General features: G+C 46.2%; 17 protein-coding genes. 11 read left to right on the forward strand and 6 right to left on the reverse strand.

Features of this window, described 5'->3' with window-relative positions; translation table 11 throughout:
• Positions 1–24: 24 nt before the first annotated feature.
• The 3 genes from CHA6605_RS13460 to CHA6605_RS13470 all read left to right on the forward strand — a co-directional run bounded on the left by CHA6605_RS13460 (position 25) and on the right by CHA6605_RS13470 (position 1541).
• Positions 25–759, forward strand: a complete 735-nt coding sequence (locus CHA6605_RS13460; RefSeq protein ID WP_015159991.1) for an FHA domain-containing protein — start codon at positions 25–27, stop codon at positions 757–759.
• Positions 760–867: 108 nt separating this feature from the next.
• Positions 868–1167: a hypothetical protein gene (locus tag CHA6605_RS13465; RefSeq protein ID WP_015159992.1), complete on the forward strand. Its 300-nt coding sequence runs from the start codon at positions 868–870 to the stop codon at positions 1165–1167.
• A gap of 53 nt (positions 1168–1220) precedes the next feature.
• Positions 1221–1541 (forward strand): hypothetical protein, encoded by a 321-nt coding sequence (locus CHA6605_RS13470; protein ID WP_051038861.1) that lies wholly within the window; start codon positions 1221–1223, stop codon positions 1539–1541.
• A 2-nt stretch (positions 1542–1543) separates the two neighbouring features.
• Here CHA6605_RS13470 and CHA6605_RS13475 read toward each other — a convergent pair whose 3' ends face one another.
• A complete protein-coding gene (locus tag CHA6605_RS13475) occupies positions 1544–4897 on the reverse strand; it encodes an alpha-mannosidase (RefSeq protein ID WP_015159993.1) in 3354 nt (1117 codons plus the stop codon).
• 220 nt (positions 4898–5117) lie between these two features.
• Between CHA6605_RS13475 and CHA6605_RS13480 the strand changes: the two genes are divergently transcribed.
• Positions 5118–6560, forward strand: a complete 1443-nt coding sequence (locus CHA6605_RS13480) for a hypothetical protein (protein ID WP_015159994.1) — start codon at positions 5118–5120, stop codon at positions 6558–6560.
• A gap of 22 nt (positions 6561–6582) precedes the next feature.
• Here the strand turns inward: CHA6605_RS13480 and CHA6605_RS13485 are convergent, their stop codons facing one another.
• The 3 genes from CHA6605_RS13485 to CHA6605_RS13495 form a co-directional block, all read right to left on the reverse strand.
• Positions 6583–6939, reverse strand: a complete 357-nt coding sequence (locus CHA6605_RS13485) for a hypothetical protein (RefSeq protein ID WP_015159995.1) — start codon at positions 6937–6939, stop codon at positions 6583–6585.
• A gap of 410 nt (positions 6940–7349) precedes the next feature.
• On the reverse strand, positions 7350–7964 hold the full coding sequence (locus tag CHA6605_RS13490; protein ID WP_015159996.1) for a DUF4351 domain-containing protein: 615 nt from the start codon (positions 7962–7964) through the stop codon (positions 7350–7352).
• Positions 7965–8045: 81 nt separating this feature from the next.
• Positions 8046–10616: a polynucleotide kinase-phosphatase gene (locus CHA6605_RS13495; RefSeq protein ID WP_015159997.1), complete on the reverse strand. Its 2571-nt coding sequence runs from the start codon at positions 10614–10616 to the stop codon at positions 8046–8048.
• Between the two features lie 826 nt (positions 10617–11442).
• On the opposite strand from CHA6605_RS13495, the gene CHA6605_RS13505 reads away from it, so the two are divergent.
• The 7 genes from CHA6605_RS13505 to CHA6605_RS13535 all read left to right on the forward strand — a co-directional run bounded on the left by CHA6605_RS13505 (position 11443) and on the right by CHA6605_RS13535 (position 19829).
• The gene (locus CHA6605_RS13505) at positions 11443–12135 is read left to right on the forward strand and encodes an HAD family hydrolase (RefSeq protein WP_015159999.1); all 693 of its coding nucleotides are present in this window, start codon (positions 11443–11445) and stop codon (positions 12133–12135) included.
• 6 nt (positions 12136–12141) lie between these two features.
• Positions 12142–12936 (forward strand): TauD/TfdA dioxygenase family protein, encoded by a 795-nt coding sequence (locus CHA6605_RS13510; protein WP_198288490.1) that lies wholly within the window; start codon positions 12142–12144, stop codon positions 12934–12936.
• A 131-nt stretch (positions 12937–13067) separates the two neighbouring features.
• Positions 13068–14309 (forward strand): sedoheptulose 7-phosphate cyclase, encoded by a 1242-nt coding sequence (locus CHA6605_RS13515; protein WP_015160001.1) that lies wholly within the window; start codon positions 13068–13070, stop codon positions 14307–14309.
• The gene (locus CHA6605_RS13520) at positions 14306–15130 is read left to right on the forward strand and encodes an O-methyltransferase (protein ID WP_015160002.1); all 825 of its coding nucleotides are present in this window, start codon (positions 14306–14308) and stop codon (positions 15128–15130) included. The genes CHA6605_RS13515 and CHA6605_RS13520 overlap by 4 nt, the downstream gene beginning before the upstream one ends.
• A gap of 183 nt (positions 15131–15313) precedes the next feature.
• Positions 15314–16660, forward strand: a complete 1347-nt coding sequence (locus CHA6605_RS13525; RefSeq protein WP_015160003.1) for an ATP-grasp domain-containing protein — start codon at positions 15314–15316, stop codon at positions 16658–16660.
• Between the two features lie 7 nt (positions 16661–16667).
• Positions 16668–17726: a D-alanine--D-alanine ligase family protein gene (locus CHA6605_RS13530; protein ID WP_015160004.1), complete on the forward strand. Its 1059-nt coding sequence runs from the start codon at positions 16668–16670 to the stop codon at positions 17724–17726.
• A gap of 153 nt (positions 17727–17879) precedes the next feature.
• Positions 17880–19829, forward strand: coding sequence for a bifunctional serine/threonine-protein kinase/formylglycine-generating enzyme family protein (locus tag CHA6605_RS13535; protein ID WP_015160005.1), 1950 nt, complete (start codon positions 17880–17882; stop codon positions 19827–19829).
• Between the two features lie 253 nt (positions 19830–20082).
• On the opposite strand, the gene CHA6605_RS13540 is transcribed toward CHA6605_RS13535, so the two are convergent.
• Both CHA6605_RS13540 and thrC read right to left on the reverse strand, forming a co-directional pair.
• Positions 20083–20358: a MoaD/ThiS family protein gene (locus tag CHA6605_RS13540; protein WP_015160006.1), complete on the reverse strand. Its 276-nt coding sequence runs from the start codon at positions 20356–20358 to the stop codon at positions 20083–20085.
• 123 nt (positions 20359–20481) lie between these two features.
• The gene (thrC, locus tag CHA6605_RS13545) at positions 20482–21780 is read right to left on the reverse strand and encodes a threonine synthase (RefSeq protein WP_015160007.1); all 1299 of its coding nucleotides are present in this window, start codon (positions 21778–21780) and stop codon (positions 20482–20484) included.
• Positions 21781–21862: the final 82 nt, after the last annotated feature.

The following is a 21862-nucleotide window of genomic DNA, read 5'->3' on the forward strand; positions in this document are numbered from 1 at the left end:
ACACCTAAAGCCTAAAGCCTAACCATGTACACTTGTCCCAAAGGCCATAATTCAACGGAATCAGATTTTTGTTCTGAATGTGGGGCAAAAATTACTGGAATGGGGATTGCCGAAGTCGTCTCAAATCCCACCCACAAAACCGCCGCAACTATTAACCAATCGGTAGCCGTCCAGTCTTGCCCCGAATGTAGTACTCCGCATGAGGTAGATAGCGGTAACTTTTGTGAGATTTGTGGTTTTAACTTCTTGACTGGTGCCAAGGGTGGCGATCCTTTATCTATTTTTCCACCGCCGATTCGATCGGGAATTAATACTACAGCTACCGCACCGACACAGCCACCCCATCCATCCGCTCAGGTCACAAATCCCGCCCCTAACGCAGTCAGTCAATGGCAGGTGATTATCTCGATCGATCCCAGTTTAGCGACCCCTGACAGCCCACCAGCCCCCGCACAGGAACCGATCGTCATTGAGTTAACCCAGCCTACCAATCTCATCGGCAGGACTAGCATCGCGCGGGCGATTCATCCTGAAATTCCCCTAGATTTGGATGATGCCGTTTCTTCTCGCCATGCGATTCTTACCCTCCATCCCGATGGCACCCTCATACTTAGGGACATCGGTTCGTCAAATGGGACGCTGGTAAATGGCAAAGAAATTGCCGTGATGGCAGATATTTCGATCGCGTCTGGCGATGAAATTACGCTCGGACATTGGACGAGAATTAAGCTCATAAATCTAAATTCGGGACGCTCGTAGATCGATCGACAAATCTATTTTGCAGTAATCGATCGATACAATCTACTGTCATGTTATCGATCGAATTGGGTAGGATAAATACAGCACGTAATTAGAGGTAAAAAATCTATGAATCCCATTCTCAGACAAGGCGATGTCCTCATTATTCCGAGCGACACATCTGCCACAGGTACCAAGCTTCCGCACCTGACTTTAGCTGAAGGTGAAGTTACCGGACACCGCCACCGAATTAGCAATGGTGAAGCCGAATTATTCGAGCGTGATGGCGTATTATATCTCAAAGTTTTATCCCCAACTGCCGTTCTCACCCACGAGGAACATGCAGAGGTAACTATCCCCCAAGGCGATTGGGAAATCCGCATCCAACGCGAATACTCGCCCGAAGGTTGGCGATATGTAGCGGATTGAAAATTATTTGCAAGGGGCATCGATCGATACCCTTCACTTGAATTTGGACTAAGTTGAGTGAATGGAATCCTAAGTGGTTATTGGATGAAGAAAATGCTGCGATTAGACAGAGATTAATTGCTCAAATAGGGTACGAGAAAACTTGTGAGGTATTATATGCGATTACTCTCGATATTTGGAGAGAATATACCTTGCTCAAAATCAATATTCTAGAATTATTAGAGCGAGAGCCGATGATTTTACTCAAGATGACTTGTCCATCGACTGGGCATATTCATATTCTGCGCGTTCCACTAGAGATGACGAGTGCAGAGGAGGCGATTACTTGGGTAAATCATGGCATTGCTCCCGACAAGTTTGCAGTCCAAACTTAAAATTAAGTCGAAACCCCAAAACTCTTAATTTGCCAAGGTTTGACGAGCGTATCCACAGGATCTAAAAGTCGTTCTTCGAGGATATTTATGGCTCGATCGATCCCTAAATCCAGCTCGCCGCTTAACTCAATTTCCCCCTCAACTCCATGACATTCATAACACCGCAGTACCCACGATCGATCTAGAGCTTCTGAAGGTTTGAAAGCCATTAAAACTAGATTCTCTGCATGTAAATCTAGAAAACTATGATTAGTTCTTAACGATCTCCCCGTACCCTCGTCTCCCACTCTCCCCCTCTCCCCCTCTCCCTCTACTCGCACTACCTGCAACGGAGAATTCAACTCCAACCCCTTTCGCACCGTCTGAGCCGCTTGCCAGGTGCCACTATGAGGATAAATTGCATAGGTAAATTCATGGTAACCTCGATCGGCGATCGGATCTGGCCATTTGCTACTGCGGAGTAAAGTTAGTCGTACATAATCCGTTCCCGCATCGAAGCCATATTTACTATCGTTTAAAATACTCACCCCATATTCGCCACTATTATCGGTGAGATCTACCCAGCGGTGCATGGGTAATTCCCATTTAGCCTTTTCGGCGGCGGTTTCGGGTGTGGTAGTGCGATCGATCGCGCCACAGGCAGTTTCGGCGGTAGATCGATCGGCGGTAAGATTGAGGGGGAAGTTGGCTTTAATTAAGACATGTTCGGCTTGCCAATCGACGCTGGTTTTAATGCGGACGATCGGGCTATGGGCGTCTAAGATATAATCTTGCGTAAATTCACATCCCGCTAATTCCCTCACGACTCGCACGCTTTGGCGGATTTCGCCTGCTTCGATCCACTCGATCGATTTTAACTGGCTGGGTGGCAATTGTTTTTCGGCATATTTAGGGTCGATATTCCAGGCATCCCAGTATTGTCCCTCATCTTGGAAGGCTTCGAGATGATTGGCACCTATTGAGGTAAGAACTTCCCGTTGGTTAATTTCATCCCAGATACTAGCAATATCTCCAGTATGAAAGTCGATTTCTACTTTTACGAATCGGTTTTTAAAAATAAAATCGCCAGAACCCAATATTTTCAGATCTTTCCATCGCGGCTTGGGATCGACGATCGGGTCCATACCCATCATAAAGTAAGGTACAAGCCAGAATAGCTCACAACCAACGCTGGGTAAATCTGCTAAGAATAATATTTTCCCCGTTGATGATTGTGTTTGTCTAGAGCAAACTACTTCTAATGCGCGTCCAGCAGCATCATATACCCGCCACCACTCAAGACCCCATTCTGTCGGCGGTAAAGATAAACTAACTACTTCGGTACGTTGCCAATTGAGAGCATTAAAAATCACGATCGGAATTGCGCCCTCTATTGGCGGCGTCGGGAGGCTAATTCGATCGCAAATTTCACCCAAAGCATTGCTAATTATCTGCGTCATCGCGCGTTCAACATCTGCCCAGCCTTCATTTGCCGTTATATATACGGGTTCGATCGCAGTGCCAGGGATGATATCGTGAAATTGATTGAATAATGTCTGCTTCCAGGCTGTCTCGATTTGCAATTTGAGATCTGCGGGATAATCCTGGTGACTGACGATACAGGCGATCGAAGACCAGAGTTCGGCTTGATATAATAAATCCTCAGAGAGCCGATTCGATCGCTTTTGATCGGCGTGGGTGGTAAAACAACCGCGATGGAATTCTAAATAAAGTTCGTCCCGCCACACTGGTAAAAGTTGACTGTCGGCTCTACTTGCCAACTTATCCAGATATTTAATCGCCGTCGTAAATTCCAGATCGGGAAATACATCCGACTGCGACCATCGATCGGCTAATTCCAACATATCACGAGTCGGCCCGCCGCCATGATCGCCGATGCCAAATAAATACAGCGACTCATTTATGCCCGTATCTGTTTGCCACTTGCAGGCATAATCGATCATCTTCAACGGATCGATGCCCTCACCAATTGCCGATGACATCAAACTCATTACCCGACTCCCATCTGGAGCTTCCCACCAAAATAATTGATGGGGAAATTGTGTCGTATCGTTCCACAAGAATTTCTGCGTCACGAAGTAATCGATACCGCCTTGCTGGAGTAACTGCGGTAATTGCCAGCAAAAGCCAAATGTATCTGGGAGCCATGCGACTTGAGTATGCGCGCCAAATCTCGATCGGTTGTATGCTTGTCCGTAAATAATCTGCCGTGCGATCGATTCTCCCGAAATTACGTTGAGATCTGGTTCGATCCACATTCCCCCGACGATTTCCCACTTACCCGCCCGCACCTGCTGACAAATCCCAGCAAATATCTCTGGTTGGTGAATTTCCATCCACTCATACAGCGCAGGAGTAGAATGACAAAAAGTCAAATCGGGAAATAATTGCTGTAAACTCAGACTCGATCGAAACGTCCGCTCCGCCGCTTCCCAAGTCTCCGCCACCTCCCACAACCACGCCATATCCAAATGAGCATGTCCCAACAATTGAATAGTGTGCAAAATCCCCTCCGAGGAGCGATGCATCGACAGGGAGGGAACCTCCCGGTTGTGTGCGTCAAGACAGGGGTGCCCATCGGGCGGGGTGGGTAGATCTTCACCGCAGCCCAAGATCCCAGCAGACATCCCCTCCTCGGAGGGGTGCCCATCGGGCGGGGTGGGCAGATCTCCACCGCAGCCCAAAATCGCCTTAATTTGTTGTTTGAGCTGTAGAATATGTTCGATAAACCGACGACTATCGACCTTGAGTAAATCGTAATCGATCCGATCTATAATTCCCGCCACTTCCCCCAACTGAGCCGGATCGAAGCTCGCCACCTGCTTTACCATCACCGCCAACTCATCCGCCAACCAACCCGGTTCGGGATTTGTCGGCTCTACCGATTCAAAAATTAACCGCGAACGCATCAAAGCACCAATATCGTGCCCCGGACTAATTAATCTTAATCGCACGTCTACAGCCGTTCCAGGCACCACAGCAGACATCAGCAATACACGCGGACTATGGTCGAATAAATCCCCCTCCTGCACCAATTCCCCATCGACAAATACCTGCGCCAACTCCGCCCACCAAGTAAAAGCCAGCCGACAAGATAGACTAGTAACAGGATAACCATAGAGATCGATCGGCATTACCACCTGTTGCGCCAACCAGATCTCCCGTCGCCCCCGTTCCCAAGCAATCTGTCCCTTCGGATTTAAGTTTGCCAGCTCCCAAGCATTCGGATCTGCATCTACAGAGCCAGCTCCCAGAAACATTTTCCAGCCAGTCATAAGATCCTGCTGACTGAGATTCCGCAGTCGCTCGACCAGGATCGCGATTGAAGATACAAAACTTTGCTCGGAATCATTCATAGTTTCGCTAAAATCTTAGATATTTAAAAAAGTAACTCAACATCGAGCTAAGTTTTGAGACCCACCTTCACAATTTAAGTATTAATTCAGATCTCGACCCGTACATACCAGCCAAGTCTCGACCGTCTCAAAACTTACTTCTGGATATTAAAAACAACCTACTATTCACTATCCACCATCCACTATTCACTTTCCACTATCCACTTGCCATTAAACCCCCATGTCTGGAACTTACCAAAGCCGAGTCTTCACCTTTATCAGCAAGCGCACCGATCGATTGAAAGACACCTGCGTTCAAGGTTTGCGACATCTTAAGGTAGCGGTAGTTTGGACTGGTCAAATTTTACTCTATCCGCTCCAGCTCTTGGCACAGAAACTAGAGAACTTGCAACCCCGACTTGCGCCACCACCCCCACAAAAATCGCTACCACAGCCAGCTTCCGATATTAACATCGAACAGGCTCTTGAATCGATCGTCGAAGCTGGATATCCAATTGAGATTGCCGATAGTGCTGAATTGATAGTGGATGATTGGTCGGTTATCGATGAAAATATCTGGAATAATGGCGGCGAACTTATCGCTAATCAAAGTCAAGAAGCTACCTATAATTTCCACACATCTAGCCAAGTTCGCTCGCACAAACCAATTATTCGCGGACTCAGTTCGTTATTAACCGATCGCCAATTAGTCTTAGTAACAGCCGAAAACGAACTATTAGATCTACTGACAGTTTCCCAACAACAAGAAATTCGGCGACGGATTGGACTAGATATTGCAATTGCTTGGCATCAATGGCGCGCGAGTAAAATAGCAACCGATCGGGCTGCACCCGAATTTTCAACCGATCGACAACAAGTATTACTCGACGAAACTACCGATCGATGGCTGGAGATCGAACGCGAACACTTAACAAATCCAACTTTATTTTTGAATAGTGAAATAGATCCGATCGAGCCAGCATTACCATCGACAACTTTGCGCGATCGCTTGCAAAATTGGTGGCAAAATGCTACTAAAGATCGAGCTGAATCTCAACCTGTTGCCCCAAAAGCTCAGCTCGAACTACCATCGTCTAACTATCCATTTACACCCCGATCGCCACGACTGAATAGATTCGTAGATCTGCCCCAACTGCCACCGATTGTCGAATCACAACCTACCCCAAACCAAGCTCGTCCGGTTCTAGATACCCTTGCCAAACTCCAACCAAATTGGCTCAAAAGCTGGTTTAGTTACTATCAAGATTATCTATATATCCCATCGAAGCAAGATAGCTATATAGTCCATCAACCAGCAGAATTTAAGCTAATTCCGATCGAGCCAGAACCCCAAAAGATCGAGTACACAGAAATTATCAAAAGACAGAACTCCAGCCTCAATAAACGAGGCTCTGAGAATAAGCAAGCTGCTGGCAAAATCTCTAAACAAATCGATTTAGAATCAGAAGTTAGTCAGGATTGGGCTGGAGGTAAAATATCCAAACAAGTAAACTTAGATCCAGAATATTTCCCAGATTGGATCGAAGCAGATTCCGAACTAATCGGGTATAGTAGATCGCCATTAGCGAGATTCTTAGCATGGCTCGATCGGATCGTTCTAGCGATCGAAAACTGGCTGATAAAAATGTGGGAGATGATTACTAATAATCCCGCTCGTAATTAATTAATAACCGATCGCTATTTTTTTAAGATAGGCGATAGAGATCGGAGATGAATTGATATAATACTTTTTGAGCATTCGTCGATCGAATCGAGTTTGTAGCTGGATGAAATAACTCCGAAATCAGCGGTAAAACTTCGGTATCTAAAGCCTCACGAAATATCTCCGTCGGTAAAATGAGTTGCGCCGCATCGCGCAAATCGTGGAGGAATTCTAATTTAAAACTTTCAGGCGTGGATTTGGCGATAGCTAGCGGTTTCACCCAACACCTAGATGAGACACTAATAATATCTATAACTTCAGCAAATAGATGTAAATTCTCTCTGTCTATGCAAACAATTCGATCGGTTTTAAATTCGACTGGTGAAGGTTTATCGGTCATTCTATATTTTACTAGAGCTATCGTTCGATCGAGGATACTGGAAATTAATCTATAACTATTTTAACTCCTACTGTCGATCGATAAATAACGCTATACCCCAGAAATCGCCACTACTAGCAGATTAATAATAAATAAATGCAAGAATATAAGCCTATTATCGATCGCTATTACGATCGACATATTTACGATATCCATTGCGATCGCAATCTGAATTTTTATAAGACATTGGAGTACGAACTATCGGTTACTACTGTAACGCAATCAGAGATAAACAGTTGGGGCAGAAAGAAATTAAACAGGAGCTAGAACAGATTAAGACCAGTCATCGATCTCTAGCCCTGGGCCTCGATCGGTGGCTAAAGATCGTAGCAAAAGCATGTCAAATGAAAAACTTTAACCCATTCTAATTTCTAATGAGTATCCAACCAATCAACTAAATCTCCAAACTGAGCAAAATCTAATAATGCATCACCTAATTCCTCCAATTGAGCCAAAGATAGAGCCTTAACCTTCAATTCAACTTCCGCTGGCACATTACCCACCCGTCGATTTAATAGTCTCAGGATTAATGATTGTCCTTCATCCTGACGACCTTTGACCTCACCCCGCTCCTCGGCGGCTTGAAGTTTCTCTAAAAATAATGGCGATAACTGCATCATCAACTCTTCCTCCTCTGGCTCCTGAGTCTCTCTAGCTTCCAGTATAACTCGTAAATTTCCCAACCAAGATAGGGTTTTGGCTTCACGAATCAGATCGGCATGTAGATCGAACAATTTTCCCATGCAAGCGCGAATCTGAAAAATTGTCGGTGGATTCCGAAATGGTTCGAGGACAAAATCAGTTTGGGCGATTTGACCTAATAGACCTAATTCGGGAATCGATCGAGTTGAATCGTTGGATTGAAAATAGATATCGACTTCTCTGACTTCAGAACTAATTTTAAAAGAGGTTTGAACTTGCCCAAACGGTGATAATAATGACTCCAAAAAGCCTTTTGCAAATTCATCATGAGGAAATCGAGTCATCAGATTGGTTCGTGTTTTTACCCATAATCATTTTAACTTTCACTGCTTAAAAACTATCGATCCGATCGGATCGATAATATCTTACAAACGCGGATCGATCGGTTCGCTTTCTAAGGCTAATACACCAAATACACATTCATGTACTTGACGTAACGGCAACTTCGCCACAAACCGCTCTAACGCCTCCACACCCAAAGCAAATTCCCGCACTGCCAGATTGCGCTTGGCACCCAAACCCCGCTGGCGCAGCCGCTCTAGATGTTCGGGTAGATCGTATTCAGGGCCATAAATAATCCGTAGATATTCAGAACCTCGGACTTTAACTGCGGGTTGAATTAGACCTTTACTGCCAGAATTGATAAACTGCAGCGGTTTGACGACCATGCCTTCGCCACCAGCTTGGGTTAACTCTTCCCACCATTGGGTTGCGGCTGTGACTGCGGCTTCGTCTTGAAGATTGACGGTGCGATGGGTGGTGGCGAGGAGGATCGGATCTGATTGGCAGATTTGGGCGATTTGGTTCATGTGCCACAGATGGTCTTTGTCTACATGTACTGCGCCATCGGTGGCCATAATATGGAAGGGTGCGAGCTTAAAGTCCTCGATCGAGTCTACGTTCCAACAGTAGCGACGGTAAGCCTCTACGTATTTTTGTGCCATGCTCGATCGAGTCTGCAATTTTTCGAGTTGGGGTGCGACGGCGATCCCGCGATCGAATGCTTGTTGAAATAGTTGCGTCGCATAATCTAAACTATGATTTGCCGCCGCACCTACGGGGGCGTATTGGGCGCGGAGCAAGCCTTGCGCCTTGGCAGACCAGGGCATCAATTCGCAATCTAAGCACACCCAGTCTGTCTCTAGGCGTTGCCAGAAGTCGCTGGCAGTTAATGCGGCTCGAACGCGCTCTAATACTGGGGTTTCGAGTGTCGAGTTGTCGAAAAATCTGCGTCCCGTGCGGGTATAACAGATACCGATGCCTTCGCCTGTAATTCCAAATCGTTTCTCGACTGCGGCTTCATCGCGACAGACAATGACTACCGCTCGCGAACCCATGTGTTTTTCTTCGCAGACGACTTCGTTAATGCCGAGCGATCGATAATAGTCGAAGGCTTCGGTAGGATATTCGAGATATCCTGGCAGTTTGGAAGTCGCGACGGGAGACATGGTCGGTGGTAGATATATCAACCATTTGGGATTGGCGGCAAATCGACTCATCACTTCTAGAGCAGCAATCGATCGATCTGCTTGAATGGCAATATTAGCTTGGAGGCGAGTATTAATAAACCGTTTGCCCAAGACATCGGCGATGTCTAAGATATCGTCATCTTCTTGTTGCACGCTGCGAATGCTAGTTTCCGCATCCAGGGGTCTGAGCGGTTCATAATATACCTGCGCCGCCGGGACTTGAACGATTTCGCGTTCGGGATATTTCAACGCCGTTAATTTACCGCCAAACACGCAACCAGTATCGATATCGATCGTATTATTCAGCCATTCCGCTTCTAATACGGGCACATGTCCGTAAACTACCGTCGCCGCACCGCGATACTCCCGTGCCCAATTCGCGCGGACGGGTAAGCCATATTCGTCGATCTCACCCGTGGTTTCGCCATACATGGCAAAAGAGCGGACGTGACCGGATGTGCGGCCTTGTAGCTCCTCCTTGAGGCCAGCATGAGCGATGACGAGCTTACCATCGTCGAAGATATAGTGACTAATCAGCGAGTCGATAAATTTCGCTAATTCGGCACGAAATTCGGTTTGGAGCGGTTCGGGTAAGGCTTCAATTTCAGCGACGGTTAGCTCTAAACCGTGATTGAGTTTGACATTTTTGCCGCGTAAATAGCGCAGCAGTTTAAATTCATGATTGCCGCAGACGCATAAGGCACTTCCCGCCGCCACCATATTCCGAGCGAGTTTAATCGAATCGAGATTGCGGATGCCTCGATCGACCAAATCGCCGACAAACATCACTTGTCGTCCGCTAGGATGTTTGTAAGTGGGAAACTCCCAGCAAGGTTGTTGCGGTTCGGCATGAGCTTCGTAACCCAACTGCTGGAGCAAGATTTCTAATTCGTCACAGCAACCATGAATATCCCCGATGATATCAAATGGCCCTGCTTCGGTTTTACGATTATTCCACAGTGGTTGACGCTGGATTTCGACGCTATTAATTTGCTCGACGTTGGAGAGAATATGCACATACCGAAATTCTCTGTCCAGATGCCGCAAAGAGCGTTTCAGGTTCTCCGTATGCCGCTTGACGACATGAATGCCAAAGTCACGATTCTCGCGCTGTTGATTGCGATCGTGACACAATTCGGCTGGTATATTAAAGACGATCGCGACAGCAAAACAATGATAATCTTTGGCTAATTGCAATAACGGCTTGCGATCTTCGGGCTTGACATTCGTCGCATCAACAACCGTCAATCTCCCAGCCTTGAGCCGCTTGGCAACGATATAATGCAGCAATTCAAAGGCATCGGTAGTTGCTGCTTGATTGGTTTCATCATCACAAACGATCGATCGACAATAATCGGATGAGATAATCTCCGTACCCAAGAAATGCTTGCGCGCAAAGGAAGATTTCCCCGAACCGGATGCACCGATGAGGACGACTAGGGAAAGTTCGGGGATGTTTAATTTCATACCTGTGACGATCGTGACGATCGGGAAAATCGTTCCTGTTAATTGTTGTGGTCGCGAGCATGATGACTGTAAACTGATTTTAGCTTAAGGAGACAGCAGATAGCGAACGGATATATTTAATGTTTACCCAATAACAAGTTCATCTAGCAGATTATTTCAAGCAGCTATAAATCTCACCAATTATTTAGGACTACTATCTAACGCGATCTCGATGGAGGAAAGTATTCAGAATAAAGGCTCAGCCATAAAATATTGTTTTAAATTAGATCCGATCGTTAACGAACGGCGGCAAATCTGATCCTTTGCTTCGACTCTAGATAATGTAGACATTTTTAAGTAATAAGATTTTCCATGAATATATAGCAATCAAGGTGATAAATTATCTGCACCTCACTAATTAATGAATAGCTATACTAAAGAGCAGATTGAAAGTATTGTTTTGCAAATGAAAATCATTAAAAGACCGCGTTATTGCTGACCAATTTAAAAACAATGTATCAGTTTTTCATTGCAAAAGTTACATACAGCTTTCATGAGTGATTGTCAATAGTCCTCTTGATAGATGTCAGAGACTTGTAATGATTTTAAGATATTAAAATGTCGGTACAACTTAATGCAACTCATAGAAAGGATCGAACTCATTTTGCAGATACTTTGTGTCGCAACCCAACAGGCTGAATTTATGACAGTTAAGCAAATTATCTGCACGAGCAACTCCGGACACAAACAAAAACCTGTGGGTATTTTTGGGCTGTAATGTTGCTAATTATCAGGTGATGTATCTTAAGTATAGATAATTGACAATTATAAATAATTGAGGAATTCTATGTCAGCTATTCTCTTTGGCTCTATTAGTACGATTGCCGACACCTCCGAACTACAAAGACAGGCTTTCAATCAAGCTTTTCAGGCTCATGGACTCGACTGGAATTGGAGTCGAGCAGAATATCTGAAAATGCTAGAAAAAAGTGGCGGTCAAAATAGAATTGCCGATTATGCAGATTCGATCGGACAGACAGTCGATATCAAGGCAATTCATCGATCGAAGTCCGAATTTTTTCAAAATAGCTTAACCAACTCTCAGGTCAAACCTCGTTTCGGCGTAGTCGAAACAATCCAGGGTGCAAAAAATAAAGGTTTGAAGATTGCTTTTGTCACAACAACTTCTCAGGAAAATATTTCGATGCTGATGGCGGCATTGCAGCCAAGTATCCAGGTTACTGATTTCGATCTTATTTTAAATGACTCTAGTGTAGCTCGCCCCAAGCCAGATAAAGCTGCCTACACTTTCGCTCTAGAAAAGCTAGGAGAAAGCTCGGCTGATTGCATTGCAATTGAAGATAATTTAGGCGGAGTAGAAGCAGCGATCTCAGCAGGTATATATTGCGTTGCCTTCCCTAATATAAATACCGCTCATCATGACTTTAAAAGAGCAGATCGTGTGGTCGATCGATTGAATTTTGAAGAGTTAGAAAATTTCTTGCCTATAATTAAACAGAGAGAACATAGAGTCATATAGTCAAGAATGATGAGTAGAGAAACCATTAATTTTCGTCCACTATCACCATTTGGAATTGAAGTAAGTGAGATTAGTATCAATGATATAAATCGTAAATCTCTAGTTTCTTTAAAACATGTCATTGCCAATAATGGCTTAGTCATTTTTAGAAAGCAAGCAGTCAGTGATGCAGACTTTGTAGCTTTCCTGAGTCGATTGGGGCCGATGACTTTTACAGTGGGAGAGATACCAGTCTCACATCGACCCGAGCTGAATGTGGTTAGCAATATCGGACGAGAGCGGCCACCTAGGAGCGTTTTTCATACAGATACTAGCTATATTGCCAGACCGCCAGCCTTCACGGCATTGCGCGCTCTAACTATCCCTGTATCGGGTGGAGGTACACTATTTTCGGATCAGTACCGTGCCTATGAGACATTGCCCACAACAGTCAAAGAGCAGCTTGCCGATGCGCGGGTGCTCCATGTCATGTCTGGACTATCCCTAGATGAGCACCAAGAAAACCAAAGTTGGCATCCCTTATTTCTGCGGCATCCTCTTTCCGGTCGATTGGCCTTATTTTTATCGACACCAGAACGTTGTCAGGCCATCTCTGGCATGACGATCGATCGAGCGCAACGGATCGTGCGGTTGCTTTATCAGCACTCTATTCGCCACTACAGACTTTACCGTCACAGATGGCAACCAGGCGATATCGCGCTCTGGGATAACCGTTGCACGATGCATCGTGCCGACCACTCACAGGTTATTGGAGATCGATTATTGCATCGGGGACTGGTGTTGGACGAACCAATTGTTTAGACGCGCATATCCTGGCTAGCGTGAATTCAGCGAGAACATCCGCTCGTTCGACTTGATAATTATTAGAAAGATTGTTAAGTTTTACAAAGAGCTATATAAGTGGCACCTATCAGCAACATTAGGAAAATATAATGACTAACGTTCAGGCAACTTTCAAGGCTACAGAAACAGCTTTTCATGTTGAGGGATACGAAAAAATTGATTTCAGTTTGCTTTATGTCGATGGCGCATTTGCAGTTGAGAACGCAGAGATTGCCGAGAGCTACCGTCAATTCGGTCGCTGTCTGATGGTCGTAGATGAAGCAGTGTATGGTTTGTATGCCGAGCAGATCCAAGCTTATTTCCAGCATTATCAAATCGACCTGACGGTCTTTCCCGTTGCAATTAAGGAGACAGATAAAACGTTACAATCTGTCGAGAAAATTGTCGATGCATTTGCAGATTTTGGATTGGTGAGAAAAGAACCCGTTTTAGTTGTTGGTGGTGGCTTAACCACAGATGTAGCGGGCTTTGCTTGTGCGACTTATCGCCGTCGCACCAACTATATCCGAGTGCCGACAACGCTGATTGGTCTGATCGATGCCAGCGTGGCAATCAAAGTAGCCGTCAACCACGGTAAGTTAAAGAACCGACTGGGTGCTTATCATGCGTCGCAGAAGGTGATTCTAGACTTCTCATTTCTCAAGACGTTACCTGTAGATCAGGTGCGTAACGGCATGGCAGAGCTGATTAAAATCGCCGTGGTCGCGAACAACGGCATCTTTGAGATGCTAGAAAAATACGGTGAAGACCTGTTGCATACCCATTTCGGCTACTTGAATGGCACGCCTGAGTTACGCGAGGTCGCGCACAAGGTGACATATGATGCCATTAATACCATGCTCGGTCTAGAAGTACCCAACTTACACGAACTAGATCTCGATCGAGTGATTGCTTACGGTCATACTTGGAGTCCAACCTTGGAGCTAACGCCAGCAATTCCAATGTTCCACGGTCATGGCGTAAATATCGATATGGCATTCTCGGCGACTATTGCCCAGGAGCGGGGTTATATTTCGGTCGGCGAGCGCAATCGGATTTTAGGATTGATGAGCCGGATTGGTTTGGCGATCGATAGCTCTTATCTGACGCCCGAATTGTTGTGGAAAGCCACAGAATCGATCGGCAGGACGCGGGATGGCTTGCTACGTGCAGCCGTTCCTCACCCGATCGGAAGCTGTTCTTTCCTCAACGATCTGACCAGGGCTGAGTTAGACGAGCACCTAGCGATTCACAAAGAGATCTGTCGTGAATATCCTCGCGGTGGCGATGGCGAAGATATGTTTATGTCATTAGCATCGGTTGCACCTGCTTCAGTAGGGGTAGAAGCATGACAATCTCTGCGGTAAAATCGCCCCGACCCGTGACGCCGCTGGGCATTCTGGCGACCAAGCTAGAGTCTCTCAGTCAGCAGCTAGCAGCTCTAGATATTGATGCCAAATTGAAGTTGGAATTGCAGCAAGCTTGTGAGTTAGCAAGTGGGTTAGATCCATATATCAGCCACTGCACGACCCCTGAGTCTCCAGCACTAGCAGCATTGGTACGTCGTACCCAATCAGAAGACTGGAGCCAGCGGTTTGCCGAGCGACAAACCGGGCATCAGCTAGAGCAGGAAATGCTCTCAGGGCATGTCGAAGGTCAATTTCTCAAATTCTTGGTGTATGTTACCCAAGCGCGGCGAGTCTTAGAAATCGGTATGTTTACAGGCTACTCTGCCCTAGCGATGGCAGAAGCTCTGCCCGATGATGGCGAAGTGGTTGCCTGTGAGGTCGATGCTTATGTAGCGAAGTTTGCTCAGGACTGCTTTGACGAGTCTCCCAGTGGGCAGAAGATCTCGATCGAAGTGGCACCAGCAATGGTGACGCTTCAGCAGTTAGCCACTGCAAATGAGAAGTTCGATCTGGTCTTTATCGATGCCGATAAGGCGGGCTATGTAAACTATGTGAATTTCTTGCTAGACAATAACTTGCTGACACCGCATGGTTTTATCTGTGTTGATAATACGCTGATGCAGGGGCAACCCTACTTAGTCGGTGAGTCTACAGCCAACGGGGTGGCGATCGCCACGTTTAACCAGACAATCGCGGACGATCCGAGGATCGATCGGGTGTTGTTGCCGCTACGAGATGGTCTGACGTTGATTCGTCGAGTCTAAAACCCATTTGAGATCTGCTAGTGGGGAGGGTGGTCATTAAGCTTGTCGAAGTGACGACCACTCTCCCCCACAAATATCTGTCCATGCACTGCTACCGCGATCGACAGATCGCAGTAGCGGTCTGACCGGGCTAAAATTTGCCTTGAGATAGTCCGGATTATTTTCCCAAATTAAGATGCCACCATGGGTTCAGAACAGGTAGATCGCAGACAGCTACAGACGGTCATAATAACGAGCGTCAAAACAGTGGCAACTCTGATGCTGCTGCTGTTGGTGTTACCTTTAAACCTGACTTTAACCGCGATCGCATTACTCAGATCGGCCATAATTAAACCGCCCAGAACGATCGCCGCAGACCCAAAAACGATCCTGATTAGTGGCGGCAAAATGACCAAAGCATTGCAGCTAGCTCGATCGTTCGATCGAGCGGGTCATCGAGTCATCCTGATCGAATCGCATAAATACTGGCTGACGGGGCATCGATTCTCTTGGGCAGTCGATCGCTTTTATACAGTACCCAAGCCTCAAGCCAAGGACTATCTCGATGCACTGCTAGAGATCGTCGAAAAGGAAGGCGTAGATGTCTACATCCCCGTCTGTAGTCCAGTTGCCAGTTATTACGATGCGCTAGCCAAACAGGTACTCTCCAAGCATTGCGAAGTGATGCATTTCGAGCCAGACATGGTGCAAAAACTGGATGATAAATCTGAATTTTCGGCGATCGCCACATCGCTAGGTCTAGCCGTACCCGATTCCTATTGCATCACCGACCCCCAACAGATCCTAGACTTCGATTTTGCTAAACAAGCAAACAAATACATTGTCAAAAGCATTCCCTACGACTCGGTGCGGCGGTTGAATCTAACACAATTGCCCTGCGAAACACCGCTAGCAACAGCAGCATTTGTGGCAGAATTGCCGATTTCCGAGCATAACCCGTGGATTATGCAAGCATTTATAACTGGTCAAGAATATTGCACCCACAGCACCGTGCGGAATGGGGAGTTGCAACTACATTGTTGCTGCGAGTCATCAGCCTTCCAGATCAATTATGAAATGGTGGATAAGCCAGAGATCGAAGCATGGGTGAGAAAGTTTGTTAAAGGTCTAAATCTTACAGGGCAAGTTTCCTTTGATTTCATTCAGACACAGAACGGGAATGTGTATGCGATCGAGTGCAACCCGCGCACTCATTCAGCGATTACGATGTTTTACAACCATCCCGATGTCGCTAAGGCTTATCTAGAAAGCGATTTTCCCCTCATTCAACCTCTCGAATCCAGTCGTCCGACTTACTGGATTTACCATGAAATTTGGCGATTGGTGACGCAACCGATGCAGATCGGGCAGCGGTTGAAAACTATTGCGAGCGGTAAAGATGCCATTTTTGATTGGGCAGATCCACTGCCATTTTTGATGGTGCATCACGCCCAGATTCCTTCGCTGTTGCTCGAAAATTTGCAGCAGCTTAAGGGCTGGATGCGGATTGATTTTAATATTGGTAAACTCGTCGAGCCATCAGGAGATTAATTTATTTATGGGACTGCGCGTTTTACACTTGGTCGGGTCTGCGGTTAGTGAGTTTTACGGCGATTTATCCCGCTTGTATGCTCAAGATTGTCTGGAGTCTACCGCAAATGTCCAGCTTTATGAATTCCACATTGCTTATATTACGCCCGATCGTCAATGGCGGTTCCCAGCCGATCTAAGTCGTGAAGCGATCGCATTAGCCAGCCCCATGTCTGTTGCCGAAGCAGTTCGAGTTTTAACCACACTCCAAATTGATGTAATGGTGCCCCAGATGTTCTGCATCCCTGGCATGACCTACTACCGCGCTCTATTCGATCTGCTCGATATTCCCTACCTGGGCAATACTCCTGATTTGATGGCACTAACTGCTAATAAAGCCAAAGCTAGATCGATCGTCGCCGCAGCAGGTGTTAGTGTGCCGCCAGGGGAACTACTTCGCATCGGAAATCGGGCCGAGCCTGTCAGAATCAAAATCGACCCGCCAGCCGCGATCAAACCTGTGGATGCAGACAATTCTCTAGGGGTAACTTTGGTCAGAAATCGCGCTGAATACGATTCTGCTCTCAAGACAGCTTTTAACTATGCCGATGAAGTGCTAGTCGAGACATTTATCGAACTGGGTCGAGAAGTTCGTTGTGGTATCATCGATCGAGATGGGGAGCTTGTCTGTTTGCCTTTAGAAGAGTACGGGATGGACAAAGAGCATCAGCCCATTCGCCGCTACGAAGATAAGCTCGGTCAAAACAAAAATGGTGACTTATATATGGTTGCTAAGGATATCACTAGATCGTGGATCGTCGATCCTGACGACCCGATTACAGCCAGGGTTTGGGATGCTGCTAAAAAATGCCATATCGCTCTGGGTTGCCGCCATTACAGTCTGTTTGATTTCCGCATCGATCCCAGCGGGCAACCTTGGTTTTTAGAAGCAGGACTGTACTGCTCTTTTGCCAGCAAAAGTGTAATTTCGATGATGGCAACAGCAGCGGATATTTCTCTAGAAAAGCTGTTCCAAATCTCTGTTAATAAGGCGTTGCTCGATTGTCATTCTGACAGGCTCCGCTAATGAGGATCGATCGCTTTCGATCGATCCCCATAACAACCAATTAATGGCGTTGCTGAATATGGGTATGAAATGCCCTAGATTTCGGGGTTTGCCTCTAAATAAATCATCCAATTCAGCACCATCCAATTACTTTAGAATCGAGAGCGATGACTATTGTTAAATAGTCTGACCAGAGATCTCAATCTCAAGACAGACAGTATATTGAAGCTCACTGGGCATAATAACTTAAGTACCAAACAAATATGCCCTCTCTACATTCCCGCACTGGTTTCGCCACCCATGAGCTACTGCATCAATCTTGCCTGTCCCGCGCCAGCGAATAATAGCCCTGACACCAACTTTTGCATGTCTTGTGGTTCCCAATTATTCCTCAAGGATCGCTATCGCGCTTATCACCTCATCGGACAAGGCGGATTTGGCAAAACTTTTAAAGCAGTAGATGAATATCAGTCGAATAAACCCGCGTGCGTTATCAAACAGTTTGCTTTTAGTAACAATAATCCGAAGATCCGGCAAACGGCTCTCAATCTGTTTTATGAAGAGGCAAAACATCTAGAAAAATTGGGAAAACACAGTCAAATCCCCGAACTATTTGCCTATTTTGATATCGAAGGTCAACCCTATCTCGTTCAGCAGTTTATCGATGGGCAAGATTTAGAAAAAGAACTAGCTACCGAAGGTAAATTTAACCAGCAGCAAATTCGGAAATTACTAGCATCATTACTGCCAGTTTTAGACTTCCTCCACCACCAGTCGCCGCCAATTATTCATCGCGATATCAAGCCTGCTAATATCATTCGGCGGCGCAGCGATCGCGAGTTAGTATTAGTCGATTTTGGGGCTGCTAAACAGGCGACTCAAACGATGCTAGCCAAAACTGGTACGACAATCGGTAGTCCCGAATATGTAGCCCCAGAGCAAGCTAGAGGTAAGCCTGCATTTGCCAGCGATATTTATAGTCTAGGCGTGACTTGTATCTTTCTACTCACTCAAGTTTCACCCTTTGACTTATTTGATGTCAGTGAAGATGCGTGGGTATGGCGGGATTATTTAGTCAATAATTCTGTCGATGAATCGTTAGGTAAAGTGTTAGATAAAATGATTGCCAATGCTCTATCGCAACGATATCAATCGGCCACTGAGGTAATCGCCGCACTCGCAGATAATCGACACTCGATCGATCCTCCACCGCAGAAGCTACGCCAACAAGTTAAAGAAGATTTAGCGATAAAAGTCAATAATCGATCGGTAATTTCTTCAGGATCGATCGCCCGACAGTTGCCCAAACAGCTTCAGCCCAATAACCAGCCATCACTGCAACCGTTTGGCTTCGAGACAGCTAAATTAGTCAATAGCAAAACTCTTTGGGGCACCCCTAAATTGACAGTCAAAAAGTCTCAGGGACTAGCCAATCGCTTCTTTCAAGATTTAGGTGGTGGTGTCAAACTTCAAATGGTGAGTATTCCAGCGGGTACATATTTGATGGGTGCGCCTGGACTGGAAGAAGGGAGTAGCGATTATCAGCGACCCCAACATCGAGTCAATGTGCCATCATTCTATATGGGCAAGTGTCCAGTCACCCAAGCTCAGTATGAAGCAATTATGGGCGATCGACCATCATATTTTCAAGGCGGCGATCGACCTGTCGAGACCGTTTCCTGGAACGATGCAGTAGAATTCTGCCAGAAATTATCCCAACTCACTCGCCAACTCTACCGACTGCCTTCCGAAGCGGAATGGGAATATGCCGCTCGTGCGGGAACGACGACAGCATTTTGCTTTGGCGAAACCCTCAGCCCCGATGTCGCGAACTATCTTCAGCAAGAAACGACAGTTGTCGGAGTTTTTCCTGCTAACAACTATGGGTTGTATGACATGCACGGAAATATTTCGGAATGGTGCGCGGATAAATATCACAGCAACTACACGGGTGCCCCAATCGATGGCAGTGCCTGGAGTAACGATGCTAACTCAGCATATGTGCTGCGCGGCGGCTCTTGGTGTAGTAAGATGCGTTATTGTCGCAGTGCCGCTCGGATCTATTACACTCCCGATTATCGCTGTGCTTACTTTGGCTTTCGGGTAGTTTGCGAATCTAATTGATAATTGATAACTGATAACTGGGATAACGATCGATATTTTTGGGTACAAATCCAAATTTTTAACCCTCACCAGTTGTCGCTCGGATTGAGTTTGAAAAGGGCGATCGAATGTATATTCGATCGCCCTTTTCAGCAATATATTTAAACGATTTAATAATTAACATAGAGTAAGTTGGACTGTTTTTAGGGTGGGTTCCGATCTGTGGAATGCACCCTAAAAACCCAGTCATCAACTATCAATTATCAACTAATCATTAGCCGCCAGCAACAGCCGGAACGATACTTACTTGGTCGCCATCTTTGAGCTGCGTGTTAGTACCATCGAGGAAGCGAATATCTTCATCGTTGACATAGAAGTTCAGAAACCGTCGCAATTGACCGCTTTCATCGCATAATCTCGCTTTGACGCCGGGACAGGTTGCTTCTAAGGCATCTAGTAATTCCGCAATACTATTGCCATCGCATTCGATGGTAGCTCGATCGCTAGTGAATTTTTGCAATGCGGTGGGGACTAAAACTTTGACAGTCATTCGATTTTGGATTTTGGATTTCGGATTTTAGATTGACCTATTTACGGTTGGCAGGATGTTCCAACAACTGGTAATTAGGCTCAAAAGGTTATGGAAATACCCCACAACCTTTAAGTAATTGCTCTAAACTAGGACTTGTTGCCAGTCGAGACGATCGAGTGTTTGAGAGCGTTCGAGGGCGCGCTCGAAGCTGTCTAATTTGGCTTCGATGGTGAAAGGCTCGCCGACGTAGCCTTGGACGGATTCTTGGGTCTTGAGGCCGTTACCAGTGATGTAAACTACGGTAGTTTCATCGGGGTTAATTTTACCTGCTTCGACGAGTTTTTTGAGGACGGCGATGGTGGTACCGCCAGCAGTTTCGGTGAAGATGCCTTCAGTTTCAGCGAGGAGTTTCATGCCTTCGATGATTTCTTCGTCGGTAACTGATTCGATATTACCGTTAGTTTTGCGAGCGAGTTCGAGTGCGTAGATGCCGTCTGCGGGATTACCAATGGCGATCGATTTGGCGATCGTGTTGGGCTTAACTGGAGTGACAAAATCGCGACCTTCGGCGTATGCTTGAGCGATCGGCGAACAACCTTCAGCTTGCGCGCCGCTGAAGCGAACTGGTTTATCTTCGACCAATCCGACTTTGACAAATTCTTGGAAACCTTTGTGAATCTTGGTAAATAGGGAACCAGAAGCCAATGGAGCGACGATGTGATCTGGTAATTGCCAACCTAATTGTTCGGCTACTTCGTAACCGAGAGTTTTGGAACCTTCGGAGTAGTAAGGACGCAGATTGATGTTGACAAATCCCCAGCCGTAAGTATTGGCGACTTCACAACACAGGCGATTGACTTGATCGTAGTTGCCTTGAACGGCCATTACAGTGGGGCCATAAATTACCGTACCCAGGACTTTACCTGCTTCTAGGTCAGCGGGGATGAATACGCAACAGTCTAAGCCAGCATGTGCGGCGATCGCGGCGGTGGAGTTGGCTAAGTTACCAGTACTAGCGCAAGAAATAGTCGAGAAGCCGAATTCTTTAGCTTTAGAAAGTGCGACAGATACCACCCGATCCTTGAAGCTCAAGGTAGGCATGTTCACGGCGTCATTTTTGATGTAGAGATTTTTGAGGCCGAGGCGACGCGCCAACCGATTGGCTTTGAGTAAAGGAGTCATTCCGGTACCGACATCGACAATATGCTCGTCGGGTACGGGAAGCAAATCTTTGTATCTCCAAATGGAGTGAGGGCCAGCTTTAATGCTTTCGCGAGTAACTTTGGTGCGGAGGTAATCGTAATCGTATTGAACTTCCAATGGCCCAAAGCAAAGTTCGCAAATGTGGGTAGCTTTGAGTTCGTACTCAGCACCGCACTCTTTGCAGGCTAGTCCTTTGGCGGCAGTCGTTCTAGTGCTGTTTAAGGTTGCTTGGGTCATAGTGGGAGGTCGCGGCGATCGCCGATTCATCAACTTGTTGAAATCAACGATACCACGCCTCGATCGAGGCGTCAAACATACC

The sequence above is a fragment of the Chamaesiphon minutus PCC 6605 genome (assembly GCF_000317145.1).
Lineage (GTDB): Bacteria > Cyanobacteriota > Cyanobacteriia > Cyanobacteriales > Chamaesiphonaceae > Chamaesiphon > Chamaesiphon minutus.

Coding starts and splice junctions, on each gene's coding strand:
- CHA6605_RS13525 (WP_015160003.1), top strand. CDS start 15,314: ATGGGTTCAGAACAGGTAGATCGCAGACAGCTACAGACGGTCATAATA.
- CHA6605_RS13485 (WP_015159995.1), bottom strand. CDS start 6,939: ATGACCGATAAACCTTCACCAGTCGAATTTAAAACCGATCGAATTGTT.
- CHA6605_RS13515 (WP_015160001.1), top strand. CDS start 13,068: ATGACTAACGTTCAGGCAACTTTCAAGGCTACAGAAACAGCTTTTCAT.
- CHA6605_RS13530 (WP_015160004.1), top strand. CDS start 16,668: ATGGGACTGCGCGTTTTACACTTGGTCGGGTCTGCGGTTAGTGAGTTT.
- CHA6605_RS13510 (WP_198288490.1), top strand. CDS start 12,142: ATGATGAGTAGAGAAACCATTAATTTTCGTCCACTATCACCATTTGGA.
- CHA6605_RS13465 (WP_015159992.1), top strand. CDS start 868: ATGAATCCCATTCTCAGACAAGGCGATGTCCTCATTATTCCGAGCGAC.
- CHA6605_RS13490 (WP_015159996.1), bottom strand. CDS start 7,964: ATGACTCGATTTCCTCATGATGAATTTGCAAAAGGCTTTTTGGAGTCA.
- CHA6605_RS13460 (WP_015159991.1), top strand. CDS start 25: ATGTACACTTGTCCCAAAGGCCATAATTCAACGGAATCAGATTTTTGT.
- CHA6605_RS13495 (WP_015159997.1), bottom strand. CDS start 10,616: ATGAAATTAAACATCCCCGAACTTTCCCTAGTCGTCCTCATCGGTGCA.
- CHA6605_RS13475 (WP_015159993.1), bottom strand. CDS start 4,897: ATGAATGATTCCGAGCAAAGTTTTGTATCTTCAATCGCGATCCTGGTC.
- CHA6605_RS13540 (WP_015160006.1), bottom strand. CDS start 20,358: ATGACTGTCAAAGTTTTAGTCCCCACCGCATTGCAAAAATTCACTAGC.
- CHA6605_RS13520 (WP_015160002.1), top strand. CDS start 14,306: ATGACAATCTCTGCGGTAAAATCGCCCCGACCCGTGACGCCGCTGGGC.
- CHA6605_RS13480 (WP_015159994.1), top strand. CDS start 5,118: ATGTCTGGAACTTACCAAAGCCGAGTCTTCACCTTTATCAGCAAGCGC.
- CHA6605_RS13505 (WP_015159999.1), top strand. CDS start 11,443: ATGTCAGCTATTCTCTTTGGCTCTATTAGTACGATTGCCGACACCTCC.
- thrC (WP_015160007.1), bottom strand. CDS start 21,780: ATGACCCAAGCAACCTTAAACAGCACTAGAACGACTGCCGCCAAAGGA.